15 protein-coding genes are annotated in these 20,730 nt (G+C 44.5%); 13 read left to right on the forward strand and 2 right to left on the reverse strand.

Features of this window, described 5'->3' with window-relative positions:
- Positions 1 to 389: 389 nt before the first annotated feature.
- Both MKY28_RS26980 and MKY28_RS26985 read left to right on the forward strand, forming a co-directional pair.
- Positions 390 to 4,409: an S-layer homology domain-containing protein gene (locus MKY28_RS26980; protein ID WP_340937484.1), complete on the forward strand. Its 4,020-nt coding sequence runs from the start codon at positions 390 to 392 to the stop codon at positions 4,407 to 4,409.
- Positions 4,410 to 4,793: 384 nt separating this feature from the next.
- On the forward strand, positions 4,794 to 8,759 hold the full coding sequence (locus MKY28_RS26985) for a DUF4073 domain-containing protein (protein ID WP_340937485.1): 3,966 nt from the start codon (positions 4,794 to 4,796) through the stop codon (positions 8,757 to 8,759).
- 225 nt (positions 8,760 to 8,984) lie between these two features.
- Here the strand turns inward: MKY28_RS26985 and MKY28_RS26990 are convergent, their stop codons facing one another.
- Positions 8,985 to 9,557 (reverse strand): GbsR/MarR family transcriptional regulator, encoded by a 573-nt coding sequence (locus tag MKY28_RS26990; protein ID WP_340937486.1) that lies wholly within the window; start codon positions 9,555 to 9,557, stop codon positions 8,985 to 8,987.
- Between the two features lie 198 nt (positions 9,558 to 9,755).
- Between MKY28_RS26990 and MKY28_RS26995 the strand changes: the two genes are divergently transcribed.
- The 7 genes from MKY28_RS26995 (at position 9,756) to MKY28_RS27025 (ending at position 16,980) form a co-directional block, all read left to right on the forward strand.
- A complete protein-coding gene (locus MKY28_RS26995) occupies positions 9,756 to 10,631 on the forward strand; it encodes a carbohydrate ABC transporter permease (RefSeq protein WP_036671737.1) in 876 nt (291 codons plus the stop codon).
- Between the two features lie 59 nt (positions 10,632 to 10,690).
- On the forward strand, positions 10,691 to 11,536 hold the full coding sequence (locus MKY28_RS27000) for a carbohydrate ABC transporter permease (protein ID WP_223199815.1): 846 nt from the start codon (positions 10,691 to 10,693) through the stop codon (positions 11,534 to 11,536).
- A gap of 37 nt (positions 11,537 to 11,573) precedes the next feature.
- Positions 11,574 to 12,947 carry an ABC transporter substrate-binding protein gene (locus MKY28_RS27005; protein ID WP_192135348.1) on the forward strand — a complete coding sequence of 458 codons (1,374 nt, stop codon included), beginning with the start codon at positions 11,574 to 11,576 and terminating at the stop codon, positions 12,945 to 12,947.
- Positions 12,948 to 13,042: 95 nt separating this feature from the next.
- Positions 13,043 to 13,813, forward strand: coding sequence for an HAD family hydrolase (locus MKY28_RS27010; RefSeq protein WP_235193851.1), 771 nt, complete (start codon positions 13,043 to 13,045; stop codon positions 13,811 to 13,813).
- Complete coding sequence (locus MKY28_RS27015) at positions 13,810 to 14,148, forward strand: DMT family transporter (protein ID WP_340937489.1); 339 nt, start codon at positions 13,810 to 13,812, stop codon at positions 14,146 to 14,148. The genes MKY28_RS27010 and MKY28_RS27015 overlap by 4 nt, the downstream gene beginning before the upstream one ends.
- Positions 14,148 to 15,242, forward strand: coding sequence for a metallophosphoesterase family protein (locus MKY28_RS27020; protein ID WP_036671735.1), 1,095 nt, complete (start codon positions 14,148 to 14,150; stop codon positions 15,240 to 15,242). Before MKY28_RS27015 ends, MKY28_RS27020 begins: the two co-directional genes overlap by 1 nt.
- Before the next feature lie 280 nt (positions 15,243 to 15,522).
- Positions 15,523 to 16,980 carry a carboxylesterase/lipase family protein gene (locus MKY28_RS27025; RefSeq protein ID WP_340937491.1) on the forward strand — a complete coding sequence of 486 codons (1,458 nt, stop codon included), beginning with the start codon at positions 15,523 to 15,525 and terminating at the stop codon, positions 16,978 to 16,980.
- A gap of 164 nt (positions 16,981 to 17,144) precedes the next feature.
- On the opposite strand, the gene MKY28_RS27030 is transcribed toward MKY28_RS27025, so the two are convergent.
- The gene (locus tag MKY28_RS27030) at positions 17,145 to 18,296 is read right to left on the reverse strand and encodes a VanZ family protein (RefSeq protein WP_340937492.1); all 1,152 of its coding nucleotides are present in this window, start codon (positions 18,294 to 18,296) and stop codon (positions 17,145 to 17,147) included.
- A gap of 235 nt (positions 18,297 to 18,531) precedes the next feature.
- Here MKY28_RS27030 and MKY28_RS27035 point away from each other — a divergent pair, with 235 nt between their 5' ends.
- The 4 genes from MKY28_RS27035 (at position 18,532) to MKY28_RS27050 (ending at position 20,582) form a co-directional block, all read left to right on the forward strand.
- A complete protein-coding gene (locus tag MKY28_RS27035) occupies positions 18,532 to 18,873 on the forward strand; it encodes a zinc ribbon domain-containing protein YjdM (RefSeq protein WP_340937494.1) in 342 nt (113 codons plus the stop codon).
- A gap of 146 nt (positions 18,874 to 19,019) precedes the next feature.
- Entirely contained in the window at positions 19,020 to 19,832 is an 813-nt protein-coding gene (locus MKY28_RS27040; RefSeq protein ID WP_340937495.1) for a class I SAM-dependent methyltransferase, read from the forward strand.
- A 109-nt stretch (positions 19,833 to 19,941) separates the two neighbouring features.
- On the forward strand, positions 19,942 to 20,199 hold the full coding sequence (locus MKY28_RS27045; protein ID WP_047840923.1) for a hypothetical protein: 258 nt from the start codon (positions 19,942 to 19,944) through the stop codon (positions 20,197 to 20,199).
- Positions 20,196 to 20,582 carry a retropepsin-like aspartic protease gene (locus tag MKY28_RS27050; protein ID WP_340937496.1) on the forward strand — a complete coding sequence of 129 codons (387 nt, stop codon included), beginning with the start codon at positions 20,196 to 20,198 and terminating at the stop codon, positions 20,580 to 20,582. The genes MKY28_RS27045 and MKY28_RS27050 overlap by 4 nt, the downstream gene beginning before the upstream one ends.
- Positions 20,583 to 20,730 lie beyond the last annotated feature (148 nt).

Consider the following 20,730-nt stretch of genomic DNA (forward strand, 5'->3'; position numbering starts at 1 on the left):
CTGTGAAGTTCCATTGTATAGTTGTCGTTCAAGTCGCTTCGTTCGCGTTATTTTTACCCTTGATGGCACAATGAAGAAATTGCACATACAGTTACGTATCTGATGGCCAATACGTTCACGACGGGCAGCACATTGTATGTGGATGGCGGGTACACCTTGATTTAAGAGTCGGAGCTATATAGGTCCCGAAGAATACTTTTTTTAAAAATGATGAATTTTGGCGAAAAAAATTGAGATCTATCCTGTTTTTGTACTACAGGGTGGATCTTTTTCCTTTTATTTGCTCTTTTTGTTTAGATTCTGTTTATCGCAGTGCACTACAATAGGCCTTACGTATCAGATGGATTGAATTTATATGTAAAAAACATGAGATAGGGAGGATCAAGTACATGAATTATAAAAAGCTGATAAGCTGCTTTTTAATTGCTGTTTTGTTATTACAGGTGGTTAGTGTGGGTGGGGTTGCAAGTGCTGACACACTTACTACGTTGGAACAACTTAACCAAATCAGAAGTTCAGATAAGGATATTGAAGTAGCTATTCCAGAAGTTCAGGGTATGTTGGAGAGCGGCAGTTTAATAGATATGACCGATATTTCCACCACCTATAATCTGCTGAATGATGAGCAAAAGAAAGAACTGACTCGAGGAATAATTCTTTTGCTACCACGTGAGGTGGATTATGAAAGTCAAAGCCAAATTGAGTATGTTTTTGCACTCCTATATGAATTAGTGAAATTTCCTAAAGTGAAGTATCCAGATACTGCAGAGTATCTACTGGAAGGAATATACGATTTGTATAGTCATGCTGAGGAATTTCTTCCTACAGATCAAGCAGGACCGATGGTTGAGGCGAGTGCTGCCTACCGCATTTTAAGCGGTGCCGATAAGGTAATGTATACAAATATTTTGATGTTTGAACCTGCTTTAGGGAATTTTGAAAAGCCAATCAATTATACTGGTCAACTCCAAGCTTTAATAGTAACGCTATCAGAATACCTTCCAATTAATACTGCGAGCAATGTTACGGACATGGAGGCCGTACTAGATGCAATGTATTGGAACCACTTTATTAGTGTAAGTTTTGTTGGGAATAACCCTAGCCTTCAACTGTATACTTTCCCCGTTAATATGGGAAAAATGTCGAACATCCAGAACGATACAACCAAAAAATCAGAACTTGCTCAGTGGATGATTGATCATAAGCCGCAAAATGGTTATGGAACGGTATCCGAAGTTCAGAAAGAATTTGATGCGTTTTTCATGGATGCAACTTGGTTGGCTCAATATAACGAGTTTAAAAAGAGGGCGAACAGGGATAACCCAGAAGACATCCAGGAAGCTGTGGTGTTGTTTAACAATGAGCAATTTGGAGTACCTAATTTTAAATCCCTATCTTTTGAAGATCAGGAGGCAGTTGCTTACTACTTATTAAGAATTGAGCCACCGACAGCTCAAGGATATACGAGCCAAAAGCAAGTTCAATATATGGTGGAATTGGCTATGCTGGCTCTTGAACTTCCTCGCAAAATTGGTGGATCAGCCTCAGGAGAAATACTTGATGAGTTTTATGGGAAATTAGCAGAGCGGATAAAGCATTTTGATTATCCTAGTGCCGAAGATGGATACTATGAACGTATAAACCTGTATCTCAAATCTGACATGATTGATAGACGTATGATCGCCTTTTTATTAGAAAGTAAACTCAGAATAAACCTTGAAATAAGAAAAATTCTTTCTTATATGGAAACCGCGGTGGATGATACTCCATTTATAAATAGAACTGAAACGACAGAAAGTATGTTGAAATCGTTGTACAAAATATATGACATTCAATCAGATGTCGAGTCATACAACTCCGAGCACCCGGAAAACCCACTTGGAAGTTTTCCTTTGGATGTAGGTAAAGTGCACGATCTTACAAACGAAGAACGGGAACAATTGGCTGATCTTATGCTTAGTGAAAGACCACTTGGTGGATATGCAAGTTTTGAAGAAATTCAGACTGCATTTAATAAATTTTTCCCGGATGATAACGAAAGCGATCCATTGAGTGTCTTAAATACTGCAAAGAGCAACAGTAATATAGCGGCTATGCGAATGGCTATGGAAGATCCGGATCTGGGTATTACTCTTCCTAACGGATACGGTGCTTTGTCTTTGCAAGTTAGAGATTTCATTGCGGGATTCCTGATCGACTATGTAAATAAAGATTACAAAAACAAAGAACAGGTCCAATATATGATTGAACTTGGTGTATTGGCACAATCTGTTTGGGAGCAGAGGGAACTCAGTGTTCTTAGGAATAAACTGGATCTGCTCGCTCAGCAATTAGTAAATGGACCTAATGACTTTAATGACCAACAGACATATGTGTTACGCAGCCTTGGACAACAACATTTGGAACGTAGCAAAGTAGATAAAGGTGTACTGGCATTCAATTACTTGCATCTAGTTGCATTCGAAAGATTGGAAGGAATGTCTAAAGGGGATATTGTTGATCCTGATATTGTCCTGAATCTCCTCTCTATGCCTATCGATTCATTTGAGCAAGCTACCTCTATACCGCGAATGGATCAATGGCTTGATAAAGCAATGAAAGATCAGATTAAAGGTGAAGCATTCTTCAGCAAATATAAATTTAATCTTAGAGGCGCTCTTGATTTATCCAAAAGGGCAGAACTCAGTCCTGAAGGCCAGAAGGAATTGGCTGAATGGGTCCTAAATGAACAAGACAGCTATGAGGATGTTGGGAATCTGCAATATGTATTTAATCGATTCTTTACGGCTCCTGATGTGAAGGGCAATGACATCAATAACACCCTAACGGGTTTGGACAGCACGATGGAGATTTCCTTTGACAATAAGTTGCACTGGATTGATGTTGCCTTCATTCAAAAAATGGACCTTAGCGGCAACAAAACGGTATGGGTTCGTTACAAAGCAATCAGCGATGAACTGCCAGGCCGCGCCGTGAAGTTTGTCTTTACACAGAATGGTGATAGCAGCACAGATAATGGCAATACTCCAACGCCTAACCCGGGTGGTAGCACAGGTGGAGGTTCGTCCACAACTACACCAGTAACCTCTACACCTGCACCAACAACGAAACAAGAGCAGATCGTGGTTGACGTTAATGGAACAAACGGCACCAACCTGACCAAAACGCCAATTACCCGTACAACCGAAACCAACGGCACGATCAAAGATCTGGTGAAAATGACTGAAGCCATTGCCAAGGAATCGGTGGAAAAAGCGAAGCAATTGAACATGAACACCGCACGCATTGTTATTCCAGATAGCAAAGATTCCGTGTCCGAGACACGCATTGAACTGCCTAAAGCAGCGGTAAAAGAACTGAATGATGGTTCACTCAAGCTGGAGATTTCCACTGAAAATGTAGTGATTTCCGTTCCGACAAATTCCATCGCCGGATTCGATCAAGACTTGTACTTCCGTGTTGTACCTTTGAAAAAGGAATCGGAGCGCAAAGAAGTTGAAGAGCGTGCGAAGAAAGAACAGTTGATTCAACAAGTTGCTCCGAATACGAATGTGCGTGTACTGGCTCGTCCGGTAGAGATCGACACGAATATGCAGAGCCGCGAAGTGACACTCACATTGCCACTGCGTGACAGTCTGCCAACCGATCCGGCTGCTCGTCAGCAAGCATTGGACAACCTGGCGATCTATATCGAACACAGTGACGGCACAAAAGAATTGATCCAAGGCAAATTGGTGAAACTCACGGATAATAGCGAAGGCATCGAATTTACCGTAACCAAATTCAGTACGTTCACCCTCGTTGTTGTGGATGGACTGAAAGCTTCACAAAGTACACACCAACCGTACATCCAAGGATTTGGTGCAGATTTCCGTCCAGATGCATTCGTAACGCGTGCACAAATGGCAGCTATGCTGGCTCGTAATCTTCCAACTGAAGCAGCAAGTTCCACGAATAGCGTGAGCTACAAGGATGTATCTGCGACACACTGGGCAACAAGTGAGATTCAAAAAGCGCAATCCGCTGGCATCATGAACGGCATGAGCAACACTCAATTTGTACCGGAAGGTTCGATCACCCGTGCACAGATGGCGACGATTGCTTATCGCTGGATGCAGCAACAAGCGAGTAATACAACAGTGAATGGTCCAGCAATTTCCTTCACAGATGTATCCGCAGACCTGTGGGCAGTAGATGCGATTGCATACGTGCAATCTGCTGGCCTGATGGTTGGTTACAACGATGGTACATTCAAACCAGACAGCAAGCTGACGCGTGCTGAAGCTGTGAAAGTGCTGAACGTGCTGTTCAACCGCACACCCCTAACTGGCGCAGTTACGCCAACGTTCAGTGATGTACCAGCAACACACTGGGCATATGCAGATATCGAAGCTGCAGCGCAAAAGTAATATTATCAAAGTAGATAAAGAAGGCCATCCTTGGGGGTGGCCTTTTGCAGTTTAACGAACTTGAATACAATCCAATGAATGTATTAGACAGAAACTTTGCTGTAACGAATCCTAAAGATTAACATACTCACTCACTTTCGCTTTCGCATTCCTCGTAAAATTCTACATGCTGAGAAGAAATACATAGGTCTATAGATTAAAATAATTACAGAAAAATGCAAGAAAAGATGAATTTCATAGGGGGATTGTTGAAAAATCACGAAAAAAATACGGAATTTTAATGTTTTTTCGCGATTTTACGCCAATTGTTCAGAATCCGTTCAGACCAAAGTACTAGAATGAAAAGTATAAATGATTCGAGCTGGGAGGCTCAAGGAGGAAATAATGAAAACATATGCGAGGAAAATAATCAGTGCGGTACTGGTGTTGCTGATGTTAATCCAAGTTGTCGCTGTAGTACCTGTTCAAGCGAATCCGATGACACCTTTGGAGAAGTTAAATTATGCAATCAGCGAGGGATCTGTTAGCGAAATACAGGAGGTACTGGAAGGGAACCTGATTGTGACTTTGCCACTTGGTTACTCTGGGTTGTCTGTACCAGAGAAAGAAGCGATAGCAAGATTGGTGGCTACTTTGCCAAAAGGGGAAGCGTATTCTAGTGAGGAACAATTAGAATATACTTTTAACTTGGCATATCAAGGCATGATTTTAATCAGTAATACGGACTTGTTTGCTATACAATTTCAAATGGATCTGGTCTACAATCTGTTGAGCCAGTCTAAAAACTACTTCACCAATGACACCACAGAAATGATGCATAAATCGGGTATGAAGTATGAAGAAATGAGCGGTGTTGATCGACAACTAATTTCTCATTTTATCCAAATGACCTTAATTTCATTTCATGGTAGTCAGGGATCAACTGAGTTAGACAACGCATTTTTCCAAGTGATATTTGGGATAACCGGGTATCCTGAAATCAATAAAGCAAAAGGCGTGGAATTGATGTTAGAGACGTTGGGCTTTAACCAGTTCTTTAAAGGGTCCATTGATGAGTTTATCAATGATAACCCTGAATCTGGTGCAGTAGCCTATCCATTAGACTTTGATAAATTGCAATCTATTCACAATGATTCGGAGAGAATGACAGAACTGGCTAATTGGATGATTGGAAAAATGCCGCAAGGTGGCTTTGTTTCAGTAGAAGATATCCAGAAAAGTTTCGATCAGTTCTTTAATTTGGCAGCACCGTTAGTAACCGTAGATGATGCTGTCAATGTCATTGTTGGTGCGGATGATACTATGGAATACACTCAGAATAATGGCGAGAACTGGTTTGATTACAGCTCCACGAACCCACCCCAGTTTGAAGGGAATACAACGGTATGGGTTCGTGTTAAGGCAAACGGAAGTAATACTGCTAGCCTCTATAAGATCCTGGTCTTTACTCAGAATAAAGAAACAGACCCGCTTGAATCATTGAATCTAGCTAAGAGTAATGAAGATGTAGAAGGTGTCCTTAGCAAAATTCAAGATTCCGCGTTAGGACTCGAACTGCCTGTAGATTTCAGTGATTGGAGCAACGATGAGAAAGAATCTGTAGCTGTATTTGTCACTTTAATGAATGGGGCAAAAGGATATGTGAGTAAAGGACAAGTACAATATGTACTCGATATGGCTGTAGAACCACGAAACCTCTTTAATAAACCTGCACTGACTGATGTTGAGGAGAATATCAATGCTTATTTTTCTAAATTATTAAATTTACCTGAAGTTTTTAGCATAAACCTCGACCCAAGTATTCAATCACTATATAAAGTAGGGAAAATGTATGAAAATTTGTCTGTTGTAGATAAACAAATTTTTGCATACCGCATGAAATTTTACTCAATGCGTGATGAAATTCCTTCTTATCAGAACAGAGATCAACTTTCTACGTCGTTATCTACTTACAATGCAATCAATGATGTGACTAATCAAACCAAGATGTATAATGCTTTGGTGCGTCTTCGTTTAGTACAGAAGGAATCAACACAGTATAACAATCTCCCTAGTACTATCAAATATATGGTAGAGTTTCCGCTTAACATGGACAAAGTAGATAGCATAGATTATGCGACATATAGAAAACTTGCCCAATGGATGATTGATAAGCGTCCAGTCGGTGGTTATGAAAACTATAAAAACATCCAAAAAACTTTTGATCAGTTCTTTAATCCAGCAGATCCTTTGAGAGTTATCAACGAAGCGAGAGCTACGAAGAATACTGATGCTATCCTGGGAGCAATTACTCAACCGGAATGGTTGGATCTTCCGGCTGGCTTTGACACTCTCCAACCTGAGGAGAAGAAAGCCATAGCTAATGTGGTAATGACCTTTTTACCGAGTGACTATACCTATAATCTTAAGAAACAAGTGCAATATGCTGTAGAAATTGGGTATAAAGGCATCCAGACGATCAAACAAACAGACAAGATTCTTTTCCAACAGCATTTGAATGAGTTCTATTCCCTTTTTGTTGAGTCAACAGAGTACTTTGAATATCCAGGGATGGAAATGTTTAAAGAGTTAGGTCAAAAATATTTAAATGCATCCAATGTGGATAAAGAGTTACTTGCTTATACTGCAAAACGTCTGTTTCAGGGTTCGGATCTTTCAATCGAACAGGTTTACGGTGCATCATTAATGTTAGTCATGAATTATTCCTACATTAATGATGCTATAGACGTTAGCGAGATGAAGAAAGCCATGCTGATGCTATACAGCTTCCAGCAATCTACTGAGATGATGGAGCCTTTCGAACCATTCCTACTTAAGTTGAATGCTATGAAGGATCTAGTAGAAGATGATACTCGAATGGGAAAACTGGCTCAATGGATGCTTGATCGCAAGCCTGCTAACGGATACAGCAGTATTAGCGAAGTGCAGACAGCATTCGATCGTTTCTTTGATCAGATCATTATTATTACGCCTACACCTACACCATCAACTGGCGGTGGAAGTGCAGGATCTACACCAGTAACGTCTACACCTGCACCAACAACGAAACAAGAGCAGATCGTGGTTGACGTTAATGGAACAAACGGTACCAACCTGACCAAAACGCCAATTACCCGTACAACCGAAACCAACGGCACGATCAAAGACCTGGTGAAAATGACCGAAGCGATTGCCAAGGAATCTGTTGAAAAAGCGAAGCAATTGAACATGAACACCGCACGCATTGTCATCCCAGACACCAAAGATGCCGTGTCCGAGACACGCATTGAACTGCCTAAAGCAGCGGTAAAAGAATTGAATGATGGTTCGCTCAAGCTGGAGATTTCCACTGAAAATGTAGTGATTTCCGTTCCGACGAATTCCATCACTGGATTCGATCAAGACTTGTACTTCCGCGTTGTACCTTTGAAAAAGGAATCGGAGCGCAAAGAAGTTGAAGAGCGTGCGAAGAAAGAGCAATTGATTCAACAAGTTGCTCCGAATACGAATGTTCGTGTATTGGCTCGTCCGGTAGAGATCGACACGAATATGCAGAGCCGCGAAGTGACACTCACGTTGCCACTGCGTGACAGTCTGCCAACCGATCCGGCTGCTCGTCAGCAAGCATTGGACAACTTGGCGATCTATATCGAACACAGTGACGGCACAAAAGAATTGATTCAAGGCAAATTGGTGCAACTCGCGGATAATAGCGAAGGCATCGAATTTACCGTAACAAAATTCAGTACGTTCACCCTCGTTGTTGTGGATGGACTGAAAGCTTCACAAAGTACACATCAACCGTACATCCAAGGATTTGGTGCGGATTTCCGCCCGGATGCATTCGTAACACGTGCACAGATGGCAGCCATGCTAGCTCGCAATCTTCCAACTGAAGCGGCAGCAGGTTCCGTGAATAGCGTGAGCTACAAGGATGTATCTGCAACACACTGGGCAACAAGTGAGATTCAAAAAGCGAAATCCGCTGGCATCATGAACGGCATGAGCAACACCCAATTTGCACCGGAAGGTTCGATCACCCGTGCACAGATGGCTACCATTGCGTATCGCTGGATGCAACAACAAGCGAGTGCAACAACCGTGAATGGTCCAGCAGTTTCCTTCACAGACGTATCCGCAGACCTGTGGGCAGCAGATGCGATTGCATACGTGCAATCGGCTGGCTTGATGGTTGGATACAACGATGGCACATTCAAACCGGATAGCAAGCTGACACGTGCGGAAGCGGTGAAAGTGTTGAACGTACTGTTCAACCGGACACCCCTAACTGGCGCAGTTACGCTAACGTTCAGTGATGTACCAGCAACACACTGGGCATATGCAGATATCGAAGCCGCAGCGCAAAAGTAATATTTTTAAAAGAAAAAAGGGGTCATTAACGCAGTAGCATATGGAAAAGAGAACCCCTAATGACGGATAGGATTTGACGATACAATAGATAGAATAAAAAAAGAGCTGTTCCAAAAGCCATACATTGGCTAGGAACAGCTCCTTTTGCACTTTAGTGTGACTTAACATTGGTCTAGGTTGGTTAGCGCTTGATCACCCATTAGTTATTCTGTTCACGCAGTTGTACTACTCTTTATCGGGCGTGTGTGAAGCATTCTCGTAAAACTTACCATCCCGCAACTGATCCACAAATCCTTGGAGCCAGACGTAGTATTGCTCCGCATGTTGGAGTTTGTGCAGATCACGCAGCGCATCCTCTCGATCTTTGGAAGAGGTATGTTCCGAAAGGATCATTGCCGACAGGTCAGGAATGACCTCACGAATGCCTTCTAACATGACATCTACTTCCCGTTGGAGCTTGGCCCCGAAGAAATTCTGGAACGTACGATAAAAGTTGGTCTCAGCCAGATATTGATCCTGGCGCTCCTTCTTTTCCTCCAGTTTATAGATCATCTGTGATTCTGTAAGCGAACGAACCGCGTAGCTCATGTTGCTCTTGCTCATATTCATCGAGTTTTTCATCTCTTCAAGTGTCATCGGTCGATCCTCAAAATACATGATGCCGTATAATTTGCCAAACGTATGATTAACCCCATATAGATCCATCGTATTAGCGATGGCCTCAATAACTCTCTCCCTCAGCGCATGCCGATCAGGTAACGAAGAATGATTCGGGTTCCCGGCGGTTTCTTTTCCCACAATGTCACCTCTGGTTTATGATAGCGTTCCCACTAGCTGCCTCATATTTTACATGACATGCTCCAATTTTAACATAAGCCGGAATTAGAATTTTCAATACGAGTGTACAATCAATTTTGTACAGAATAAATATAAAGCTGATTATACTCAAAAATTCCCAATCATTAAAGAAAAATTGGACAGTAAGGAGTGGGGGATTTGCGTTTAAAACTATGGAGGGAGTCTGAGGCGGTACTATTCACGCTGCCAGCTCTAATCCCATTGCTGATCTTCTGGCTGGGACCTCTGGGATATATCGTTTATCTCAGTTTCACCGATTGGGACTTCATGAGCCCGGACAAGTTGTTTGTTGGTTTGGACAATTACAGTTATCTGCTGACAAACTCTGAATTCTATCGATCACTGAAAGTAACCTTGTTATTCGGACTGGGGAGTGTAATCCCAACTATTGTGGGCGGATTGGCACTTGCGATGCTCATGAATAGCAAGATCAAATCATCCGGCATCTTCCGGACATTACTCTTCTCACCTTGGGTCACCCCGACAGTTGCGGTGTCTATTGCGTGGTCCTGGATCTTTGAGCCCGAAGTGGGACTCGCTAATCTTATGCTGGGCTGGGTAGGCGTATCTCCGATCGGCTGGTTGCGTGACGCGGACTGGGCATTGGTTGCTGTTCTGATCGTCACGCTCTGGAAGTCGATTGGGTGGGCAATGGTATTTTATCTCGTTGCGCTACGAAATCTACCTTCCGATCTGCTCGAAGCAGCTTCAATCGATGGTGCAAACGGTTGGGATAAGTTCAGAAGTATCACATTGCCGCTGATCTCACCAACAACATTTTTTCTCTCGATTATTCTTACAATCCAGTCCTTGCAAGCCTATGACCAGATCAATGTCATGACGCAGGGTGGACCGGCAGGATCAACGAGAACGTTGCTGTACATGTATTACCAGTCTGCATTCGAATCCTTTAACGTAGGTGAAGCTTCGTCCATCGCCGTTGTGATCATTCTGATCTGCGTGTTGCTCTCGGGAGTATCCTTCCTGCTTGGCAGACGTCTGGTGCACTACTAATGACAATGACATTGCCCAACAAAAAGTCTAAACGGATGAAGCGCAAGGAGTTGCAGAACGTGTCACAACCGAATTTTAAAATAAGTAAATTAATCCGCTACCTTCTGTTAGCCATTATCGCGCTGGGTACAGCCTTTCCCTTCTATTGGATGGTCATTAGCGGGTTCAAAACCAATGATGAGATCTGGCAGTTTCCGCCGACCTTCTGGCCGGAGACGTTCCTGTGGAGCAACTATGTGGATGCCTGGAATGCGGCACCATTTGCCCGTTACATCCTGAACAGTACCGGTGTAGCCTTAGCCATCTGTTTATTTCAGATCGTCAACTCCAGTATGATGGCGTACGCCCTGACACATATGAAATTCCGTCTCAAAGGTGTACTGACATCCCTGATTCTGGTGGGTTATATGATACCGAGTACGGCTGTGTATCTGCCTAGTTACTTGGTGCTTAGTGAGCTTAATCTGCTGGATTCCTACACCGGCTTGATTGTATCCAACTGTGTCAGCGTGTTCTCGATCTTCCTGATCCGGCAGGCGTTCATGCAGGTATCTCATGAATTGGTGGAAGCCGGACAACTGGACGGTGCATCCCACTTCCGGATTCTCTGGACGATTATTACGCCGCTTGTTCGCTCAAGCTTCGCCGTGATGGTGCTGATTACGTTTATTGAACAGTACAACAACTATTTCTGGCCTATGCTCATCACCAAAGACCCTGATTTACAGCTGGTATCGGCGGGTCTGCGTAGCTTCTTTGTAGAAGGCGGGGCATATGGACTTGCTTGGCCACAGATTATGGCTGCGAGTGCCTTCACCATCGCACCTCTACTTATTCTCTTCCTGTTCACCCAGAAGACGATCATGCAGAGCGTGAATATTACGGCTGGTGTGAACAAGAACTGATATGCACTACCATTCACCTAAAACGGGAGGAACAACAATGAATTGGAGTCAGGCAAGCATGACATGGAAAAAGAGATTGAGGTTGAACTGGAAGGGTGGCATGTCGCTGGTACTTGCGACCAGCTTTGCACTGCTGACCGCTTGTGGAACACAAGCACCCGCAGAATCAGGCACGACGGCTGCTGCCAGTGGAACCGAAGCTCAGGCGAAAGATCCGGTGGAGATTGAGTTCTGGTATGGTCTGGGTGGTAATCTGGGCGATAACATGAAAAAGACGATTGATGCGTTCAACGCCTCCCAGAACGAAGTCGTTGTAAAAGGGATTGTACAAGCAGATTACACGGAAACGGAACAGAAGCTGCAAGCAGCAATTGCTTCCAAGAAGGTTCCAGCCGCTGTACTCAGCTCCAATATAGACTGGGCACGCAAAGGATATTATGCACCCATGGATGAGATGATTGCAGCTGATCCGAATTTTAAGAAAGACGATTTCATTCAGACATTCCTGAACCAGGGACAGGTGGATGGAAAGCAATACTTTTTGCCAATGTATGGTACAACTCAGATCATGTATTACCGTATGGATACGTTCAAGGAGAACGGAATCGACCCAGCAACTCTGACGACATGGGAGAAGCTGGCTGAGGCGGCTGCGAAGATGAGCAAACAAGAAAATGGTAAGACCACATTCTACGGTTGGGAACCGATGTGGGGTAGAGACAATATGATTGATGCCGTGCTGGGTAAGGGCGGACAGATTCTTAGCGACGATGGCAAAACCGTTATGATCGACTCTCCGGAATGGATCGAGACATGGGACTTGTTCCGTAAATGGATTAACGAAGACAAGATTATGGGCATTCATTATGGAGGTCAGGGCTGGGAGTACTGGTACAAAACGATTGATGATGTGATGAAAAATAAAGCAGCAGGTTATACCGGATCTAGTGGTGACCAAGGCGACTTGGACTTTAGCGTAGTCGCTGCGATGCAACAACCAGGCTGGGAAGGTATTGGTGAAGGAAAACCGGTAGCAAGTGCCATTTCGGCAGGTATTCCGTCAGCAGCGAGTCCAGAGCAACAGCAGGCAGCTTATAAATGGCTTACGTATTTCTCTGAAACTTCGAACACAGCTTCATGGTCCATGAACACCGGATATATCGCAGTACGTCAATCGGCCCAACAAGATCCAGAGTTCATGAAATTCAGTGAGGAAAATCCACAGATCACCGTACCACTGCAACAGGCAGCTCACGCTTCGGCTCCCTTCCAGGATCCAACGGGTGGCAAGATCAATGATGCTTTAAAAGATGCAGCTGATCAGGTACAGATCAATAATATGCCAGCGGAACAAGCGCTGAAGGAAGCGAAAGAGAAAGCACAGAAGGAACTGGATCGGGTAACGAAATAAGAAACGTATACAGGCAATTGACTCACGCGATAAGGGCGGTACATGCTGTACCGTCCTTTCCGTTCATACAAGATCGCAGACAAGGAGTTTAACCAATGCAAGATGAGATGTATGTGGACGGATTACCAAATCCGATTGAAGCCGTTTTGTTCGACAAGGACGGGACATTACTTGATTTTACGGGCATGTGGGGGTTCTGGACCGATTGTGTGTTGAACGACTTCAGAGACCAGTTGGCGACCAGGGGACTTCGTATCGATACAGAGGAATTCCCACAGATCTGGGGTACATTCCACGATGACCAAGGCCGGATGAATGGGTATGACGTGCGGGGGCCACTTGCGATGGGCACGATGGATGAAGTGTATGCCGTGCTGACGTGGCATGGATATCGTGCGGGTCTCAGCTGGGCGGAAGCCAAGATTATAGTCCGGGAGTGTTTGGCGCGAGCGGAGGAAGAGATGGAACAGCATCGTCCGGCACGTCCGTTACCGGGAGTTCAAGAATTCCTTGAACAGTGCCGTAGCGAAGGTGTCGCTATGGGTGTCGTGACGGCAGATGATACACCCAGTGCAATTAAACATTTACAGTGGATGGGACTGGATTCCTTTTTTGACGTGGTGATTGGTACAGATCTGGTGGAGCGGGGCAAACCTTTTCCCGATATGCTACTGCTTGCCTGTGAACGGTTGGGTGTATCCGTGCAGTATACCGTGGTCATTGGAGATACGGACGGAGACATGGAGATGGCACGAACCGCTGGTGCGGGGTACAGGATGGGCATTGGAGAACCGGGAAAAATCCGCTTGGCGGATAGAACGATTCAATCCTTCCATGAATTGCTGAATGGTGGGCTGAATCGATGACAAACAGTCACGCCTACTTGGGCTGGGTACTGTTGGCACTGGCCATCGGGCTGGAGCTGAGCGCTACCATTTTGCTGAAAGTATCGGATGGATTCTCGCGGTTATGGCCTTCGGTGTTGATGTTTGTCTGTTATGGCGCAAGCTTTACATTTCTTAATTTTGCAGTGAAGTATTTGCCGCTGGCTGTGGCCTATGCGATCTGGTCTGGCGTGGGCATTACGCTTATTGGCGTCGTAGGGCATTACTATTTTGGTGAACGTCTGCGGCTCACGTCGATGGTCTGGATCGGTTTTATTCTGATTGGCATTATTGGACTGAAATGGAGTGATTCTTGATGAGAAATGAACATACACCGGAGCAACCTATTGCCAGCTTCCAGGTCATTACAGACACACATGTGCGAGATGAGGCAGACCATATTCATAACCGGCATCTGGACCAAGCATTAGCCGACATAGCTACATTTAGTCAGGGGAGCAGCGGGATTATGCATGTGGGCGATGTGACAGATCGGGGGCTGCCGAGCGAATATCGTGAGTTGCAACGCATATGGAAGCAACATGCGGAGAGTTTGCCGGATATTCGTTACACGGTAGGTAATCATGATATTGGAGCCGTGGTATGGCAAGATCCGCCGATCGTTTTGCTTGAGATGAAAGAGGATGAAGTAGCCGAGTTGTTGGAGCAGGAAGCAGATATAGAGCTGGTCACTAAACAAACCGCTGCTGAATCAGCTGCACTGATTGAGCAGTTATCCGGTGGAACCTATACGTTGTCTGCTGCACCTTCGGAGCAGGTGGACCAAGACGGGGGACCGATCTCTTCAGGAGTAGACCCCATTACAGTCGCAGGGTTGTGGCAGCGTCGATTAAGTGATTTTGAAAGGACGACAGGCATGAAGGGCTCTTACCACGACCATTGGATTGATGGGTATCATTATATATTCCTGGGCACCGAGCAACCTCATCCGAAGGATTGCGATATGTCGTTCGAACAATTGGAGTGGCTGGATGCGAAGTTGTCTGAGCATGCAACACTCGATCATCCCATCTTCCTATTCTTACACCAGCCGCTTATGGATACGGTAGCAGGATCGCTGAAGGAACAGGGATGGTATGGTGTGAATCAGGATGCGGAACTCAAGGTCGTTCTGGCCAATTACCCGCAAGTGATTCTCTTCTCCGGTCATACCCATTGGCAACTGGAAGCACAGCATACGATGTACGATGGTGCAGGCCACATGCCAACCATGTTCAATGCGTCGTCTGTAGGTTATCTATGGACGGATCAGGATGAACATCTGGAGGGCAGCGAAGGGCTTCATGTGGAGGTTTATAAGGATCGAGTGGTTGTAAAGGGGCGGAACTTTGTTACGAGCGAATGGATTGAGGGTGCTGAGTTTACGGTGCGTTATCCTGTAAAAGGGTAGTTATTTGGGTGGTGAAAAGGAAAGGGTTACTCTAAGGGTCAATGCCATTAAGACAAGTTAAACTTGATGACATTGCTTAATGGGTGGCCTTTTTGGTGTTCATCTTAAAGATATATATCAGATCATCCACCCCATAAAGTTCCACGTGAAACGTAGCAGGGGAGGCTAGAGTTGGGTAAAGTTGTAAATGGGTATGATTACAAACTATACTCAAATAAGTACACATGATATGCACATACTCGTTAATTTAACCTATTTACGGAGAGGAAGTAGAAGTGGCATGAGAGAACTTCAAGTTCAAACGACATATGGTACCGTTCAAGGCGAACTTTTGCGCGATGCAAGCGTATGGAAAGGCATTCCCTATGCGAAACCTCCGGTAGGTGAGCTGCGTTTCAAGGCTCCGGTACAGCCCGAGTCATGGGATGGAATCAGACAGGCCACTCAATTTGGACCTGAGAATATACAACCACGAAATCATCAACCAGAAGGCCAGACAGAAATTCCGAATGAGTCAGAAGATAGTTTATATCTGAACATCTGGGCACCTAAGGGAAAAAGAGCAACACCACTGCCGGTCATGGTATGGATTCACGGTGGTTCCTTTGTAACAGGTTCAGGTAGCCAGCCGATGTATGATGGTACACAGTTAGCGGTTCGGGGGGACGTCATCGTTGTGACGATCAACTACCGATTAGGACCTTTGGGATTCCTGCATATGGCTCCATTAGGTGATTCATATGTATCCAATGCAGGTCTGCTGGATCAGGTTGCGGCATTACAGTGGGTGAAGGATAATATCTCTGCTTTTGGTGGTAACCCGGATCAAGTTACGGTGTTCGGCGAATCAGCAGGTAGCATGAGTATTGCAGCACTGATGGCGATGCCAGCGGCCAAAGGACTGTTCCAACGTGCCATTATGGAGAGCGGTGCATCCCAGTTCATGCCGGCAGAGCAAGCTTCAGCGTTGCGGGAAGGGATGTTAAAGATTCTTGGGGTGGACCGGGACAACCTGCAGAAGTTAAATACAATTCCTGTAGAGCAGATTATTGCAGCGGGTGAAACGGTCAAACAGCAGAGCGGTGCAGCCATGGCATTGTTGTTCCAACCTGTGTTGGATGGGAATACACTACCACAGATGCCACTTCAGGCAGTGAGTGAAGGCTCAGCGCAGGATATTCCGGTGCTGATTGGTACGACATTACACGAGGGTGCACTGTTCATCCAGCCACATGTACCTTTTTCAAAAGAAATCGATATGGTTCAGGGCGTAGACTTTATGACGCCAGATCTGGAGAACCGGGTAGCCATCGCGGATAGTTATCCAAAAACGGCAGATGGACAAGCCCAAGTCATGACCGATATGTTCTTCTGGCGGTCAGCGCTGCAATATGCTGCGGCACAGCAGAAGTATGCCCCGGTGTGGATGTATCGATTTGATTGGGTGATGCCGGAACATCCCTTGTTAAAAAGAGCGATTCACAGCATCGAAATGTTCTTTGTGTTTAATACACTGCATGTCCTCAAATTCATGAATGCAGAGCCGGATGAAGCCGCGGCGGCACTTGCCCTCAAGGTACAGGATGCCTGGATTTCCTTTGCCAAGAATGGCCAACCTGAAGTTGCAGGTGTGAACTGGCCTGAATATGAGCAGGATCGTGCGACACTAATCTTCAACCATGAGATTGAGGTCGTACATGATCCGGATGCAGCCAAGCGAGAGCTGTTAGGGTTATAATCCAGGCTGATTATTTGAATGGATACTCTGAATAACTGCTATGCGCCCGATCAAAAGAGGACGTTCATCTCATAATGAACGTCCTCTTTTTGTAATCCGGCTGAATAATAAGCAGAACGTAAGCACTAATTAGAGGTACATAATGCCTTGTTATACTCCAAACATTATTTACGAGAGGCACGTGTGCGGGACACCTCATCGAAGTAGAAGGAACGTTTTCCACGGGAGAAGAGCACGATCAAGACATGAACAAAGAGTACGGCGTAGACTAACATATAGATACCGAATGTCCCCAAGGAGATCCACATTTGATAAGGCTGAAGCATAACATCCTGATGACCTGAAAAAGCATAATCGTTGACCAAGCGAATGATCGTAACGAGCAGCCATGGAACATAGAGTGCGGCAAATCTTTTGAATAACGATTCACTGGTAGGTGTGCCGGTCTGACGATTCACATAGCGGAATCGCAAGATGGCCGAGCCTGGAGTTACCCCATTTCGCACCCAAGGTATGAAGAACAGTACAATGACCATAGCAATGGATGTACTTAGCGCATCACTGATCACATCAGATGCTGTGAAGATTGATATCAGAATCGAAAGGAAGACAACAACGACTCCATCAATAATTAACGCGAGCAATTGAGGCATAGTATACACTCGGTTTTGCTCCACGATCTGTTCACTCTTCGCCTGAATGCTTGCACGTGATGGGAATAAAGCAAGCAGGATGGGCGCTGTGAAAAATCCAATGACTGCTCCCGAAGTATTCAATAACAGATCATCTACATCGAAGAGGCGGTAAGGACAATTATAATACCCGTAGAATCCGGTGATTTGAGTGATCTCGAAGAATAAGGAAAGCCCGAATCCACCAAGCAGGGCGTACTTCCAGAATGATCTCTTTTGAAAAAAATAACGGATATATACACCCAGCGGCATGAGAAGTAGGACGTTAAATAGAACTTGCAGAAAGGCTCTGCCCTGAGTCATGCTGAGATAGCTGGAAGGCTGGGTCCATACAATGGGTGTTTCCTTCATGATGTCTTTGACAAAAGTGAATGGAACCAGATTGTAGTAGATCGTGTCAGCGGCTTGCTGCGCACAGGTATCTCGCGTAGTCGGAAACGGCAGAATGACGAGGCAATAGGCGGCCAGAATATAAAAGATAAACGAAAAGCTGATGCCAAACCGTGACCAGCTGAAGAAACCGTCTTTACGATAACCATAGATCAACCACGGCACCAGCAAAAACATGGCCGCAACAACAAAGATCAAAAAAGCCATTTGCACAGGGAAAACATATGAGGACATGAGTAAGAACTCCTTTGGTATTAAATATAATAACATTCATAGAGACATTAAAATTCATGTATGTGTAGTGCGTATCTAATAGTTACATCATAAGTAGTTACCCTTAAAGTGAGGGATGCATGAACCTTAAATTTGGTTTAAATCCATCCATGCAGTGACCAAGCGTATGGAATATACCGTCGAAATCCCGTATACTTGCGGGAATGCCAATCGTAGAATGGAGAGTTTAATACATATGTCTAATTTGCCTAACTGCCCCAAATGTAATTCAGAGTACACGTACGAGGATGGTAACCTGCTGGTTTGCCCGGAGTGCGCGCATGAATGGTCTTTGGAAGCAAACAATGATAACGCAGAGGATACAAAAGTAATCCGCGATGCCAACGGAAATGTGCTAAGTGATGGCGATACCGTTACCGTCATTAAAGATCTGAAGGTTAAGGGTAGCTCGCTCGTGGTCAAACAGGGCACGAAGGTGAAGAATATCCGCCTGATTGATGGGGATCATGATATTGATTGCAAGATCGACAGCTTGGGTGCAATGAAGTTGAAGTCTGAGTTTGTGAAAAAGATATAAGATCGAAAAACGTTCAGTTCCGCATTCAATGGAAATTGAACGTTTTTTTGTTTGACAGGAAATATTTAGTAGATATATACTGGTTGGAATTTAATTTTGAACATGGTTAGGTGGTCTACATATAAGAAAAGGCAGGTGTCAGAGCGATGAAGAGAGATCATATTATTAAATATTATTCCGGGTTTGATGAGTGGGGCAGACTGGAGCGGGAACCAATTGAATTCATCATTAACATGCATTACATCAGGGAACATCTCCCCGCTACTGGTTGTATTCTGGATAATGGCGCAGGACCAGGAAAGTATGCCATGGAGCTTGCGAAGCTGGGATACCAAGTCACTTTATCGGATCTGACACCTTCCTCCGTGGATACTGCGCGGCAAAAGGCTCAGGAGTTTGGATTGACACAGCAATTCGATGGATTCCATGTCCTCGATGCCACTTCGCTCTCCGGTATGGCTGACGAGAAATATGATGCGTCCCTTATGCTGGGGCCGTTATATCATCTGCAGACAGACGAAGAGCGGATGGCTGCTGTACAGGAGTTGTACCGTGTGACCAAGCGAGGAGGCGTGGTGTTTGTAGCGATGCAGAGCCGAATGCGCATGAGTATCAATTCGCTGCAATCTCCGCAGCACTGGAAACCGAATGATAACATGGCAGCAATCCATTCTTTTGTGGAAAAGGGTATATTCAATCATCAGGATCAAGGACGATTTACGGGAGCATACTATTTTAATATTCAGGACGTTACACCCTTCATGGAGCAACATGGATTTGAAACCGTAGATTTGATTGGTTCATCCAGCCTTAGAGCGATGCTCACGGACGAGCAGCAGCAATATTGGAAAGAGCGTGGCGAGTATGATGAACTCATGCAATATATGATTGAAGCGGCCAAAGATCCTTCCATATTGGGAATCTCGTCGCACCTGTTGTACATTGGGAGGAAGAAATAATAGACTTACAGGCAATGCTCTAAAAATCTATGTATTTTAGAATTTCAGCCCGTGGAATACTGTTTCCACATGATATAATATTTCTATCTAATGGTCTGGAGGTGTCACTATGCAATGGAAGGAAGTTCAGGAGCGATTCCCTAACGAGTGGGTCGTTTTTGAGGCAACCAAGGCGCATTCTAGAGAAGGCCAGCGTTATATTGAAGAGATGGCAGTGATTGATTCATTTGATGATTCTACAAAGGCACTAAAACGTTATGGTGAATTGCATCAGGAAGATCCCAGACGGGAATACTGCTTTTTTCACACTTCACGTCCAGAAGTTGTGGCAAGAGAACGATATGTTGGCATGAGAGGTCCTCGATGAAAATTTCAGAGGTTTATGGTCTACCCTTCATAAGCATAAAACTTGAATTTAGAGGAAAAGTACTACAATTAGAAAAAGTCCTTTTGGATACCGGATCAGCTAGTACATTGTTGAATGCAGATGTAGTTCGGGAAGTAGGAATGGTTCCTGAAGAGAATGATCTCGTTGAGATTATAAGAGGTGTAGGCGGTATAGAGTATGTTTATACTAAGTCACTCGATTCTATAACTGTAGATGGAACAACGATTAATGATTTTCAAGTTGAAATAGGAAATATGGATTATGGTTTGGAGATTGACGGAATTCTGGGATTCAATTTTATGAAACAGACCGGTGTTGTAATTAATGCAAACCTGATGGAACTAAGTATAGATAAGCTGTAATCTATAGAAAATAAACATAAATGTGCCCTCTGGAAACAGGGGGTACTTGTGTTTTTCATCAAAATAGTTCAATATTAAGATACATAACAAAAGGTGATCTACTTACAATAGGTAAGATGAACAACGGATCGCTTCATATCAGGGAGGA

Origin of the sequence: Paenibacillus sp. FSL R5-0473 (assembly GCF_038004565.1) — a bacterium.
Lineage (GTDB): Bacteria > Bacillota > Bacilli > Paenibacillales > Paenibacillaceae > Paenibacillus > Paenibacillus amylolyticus.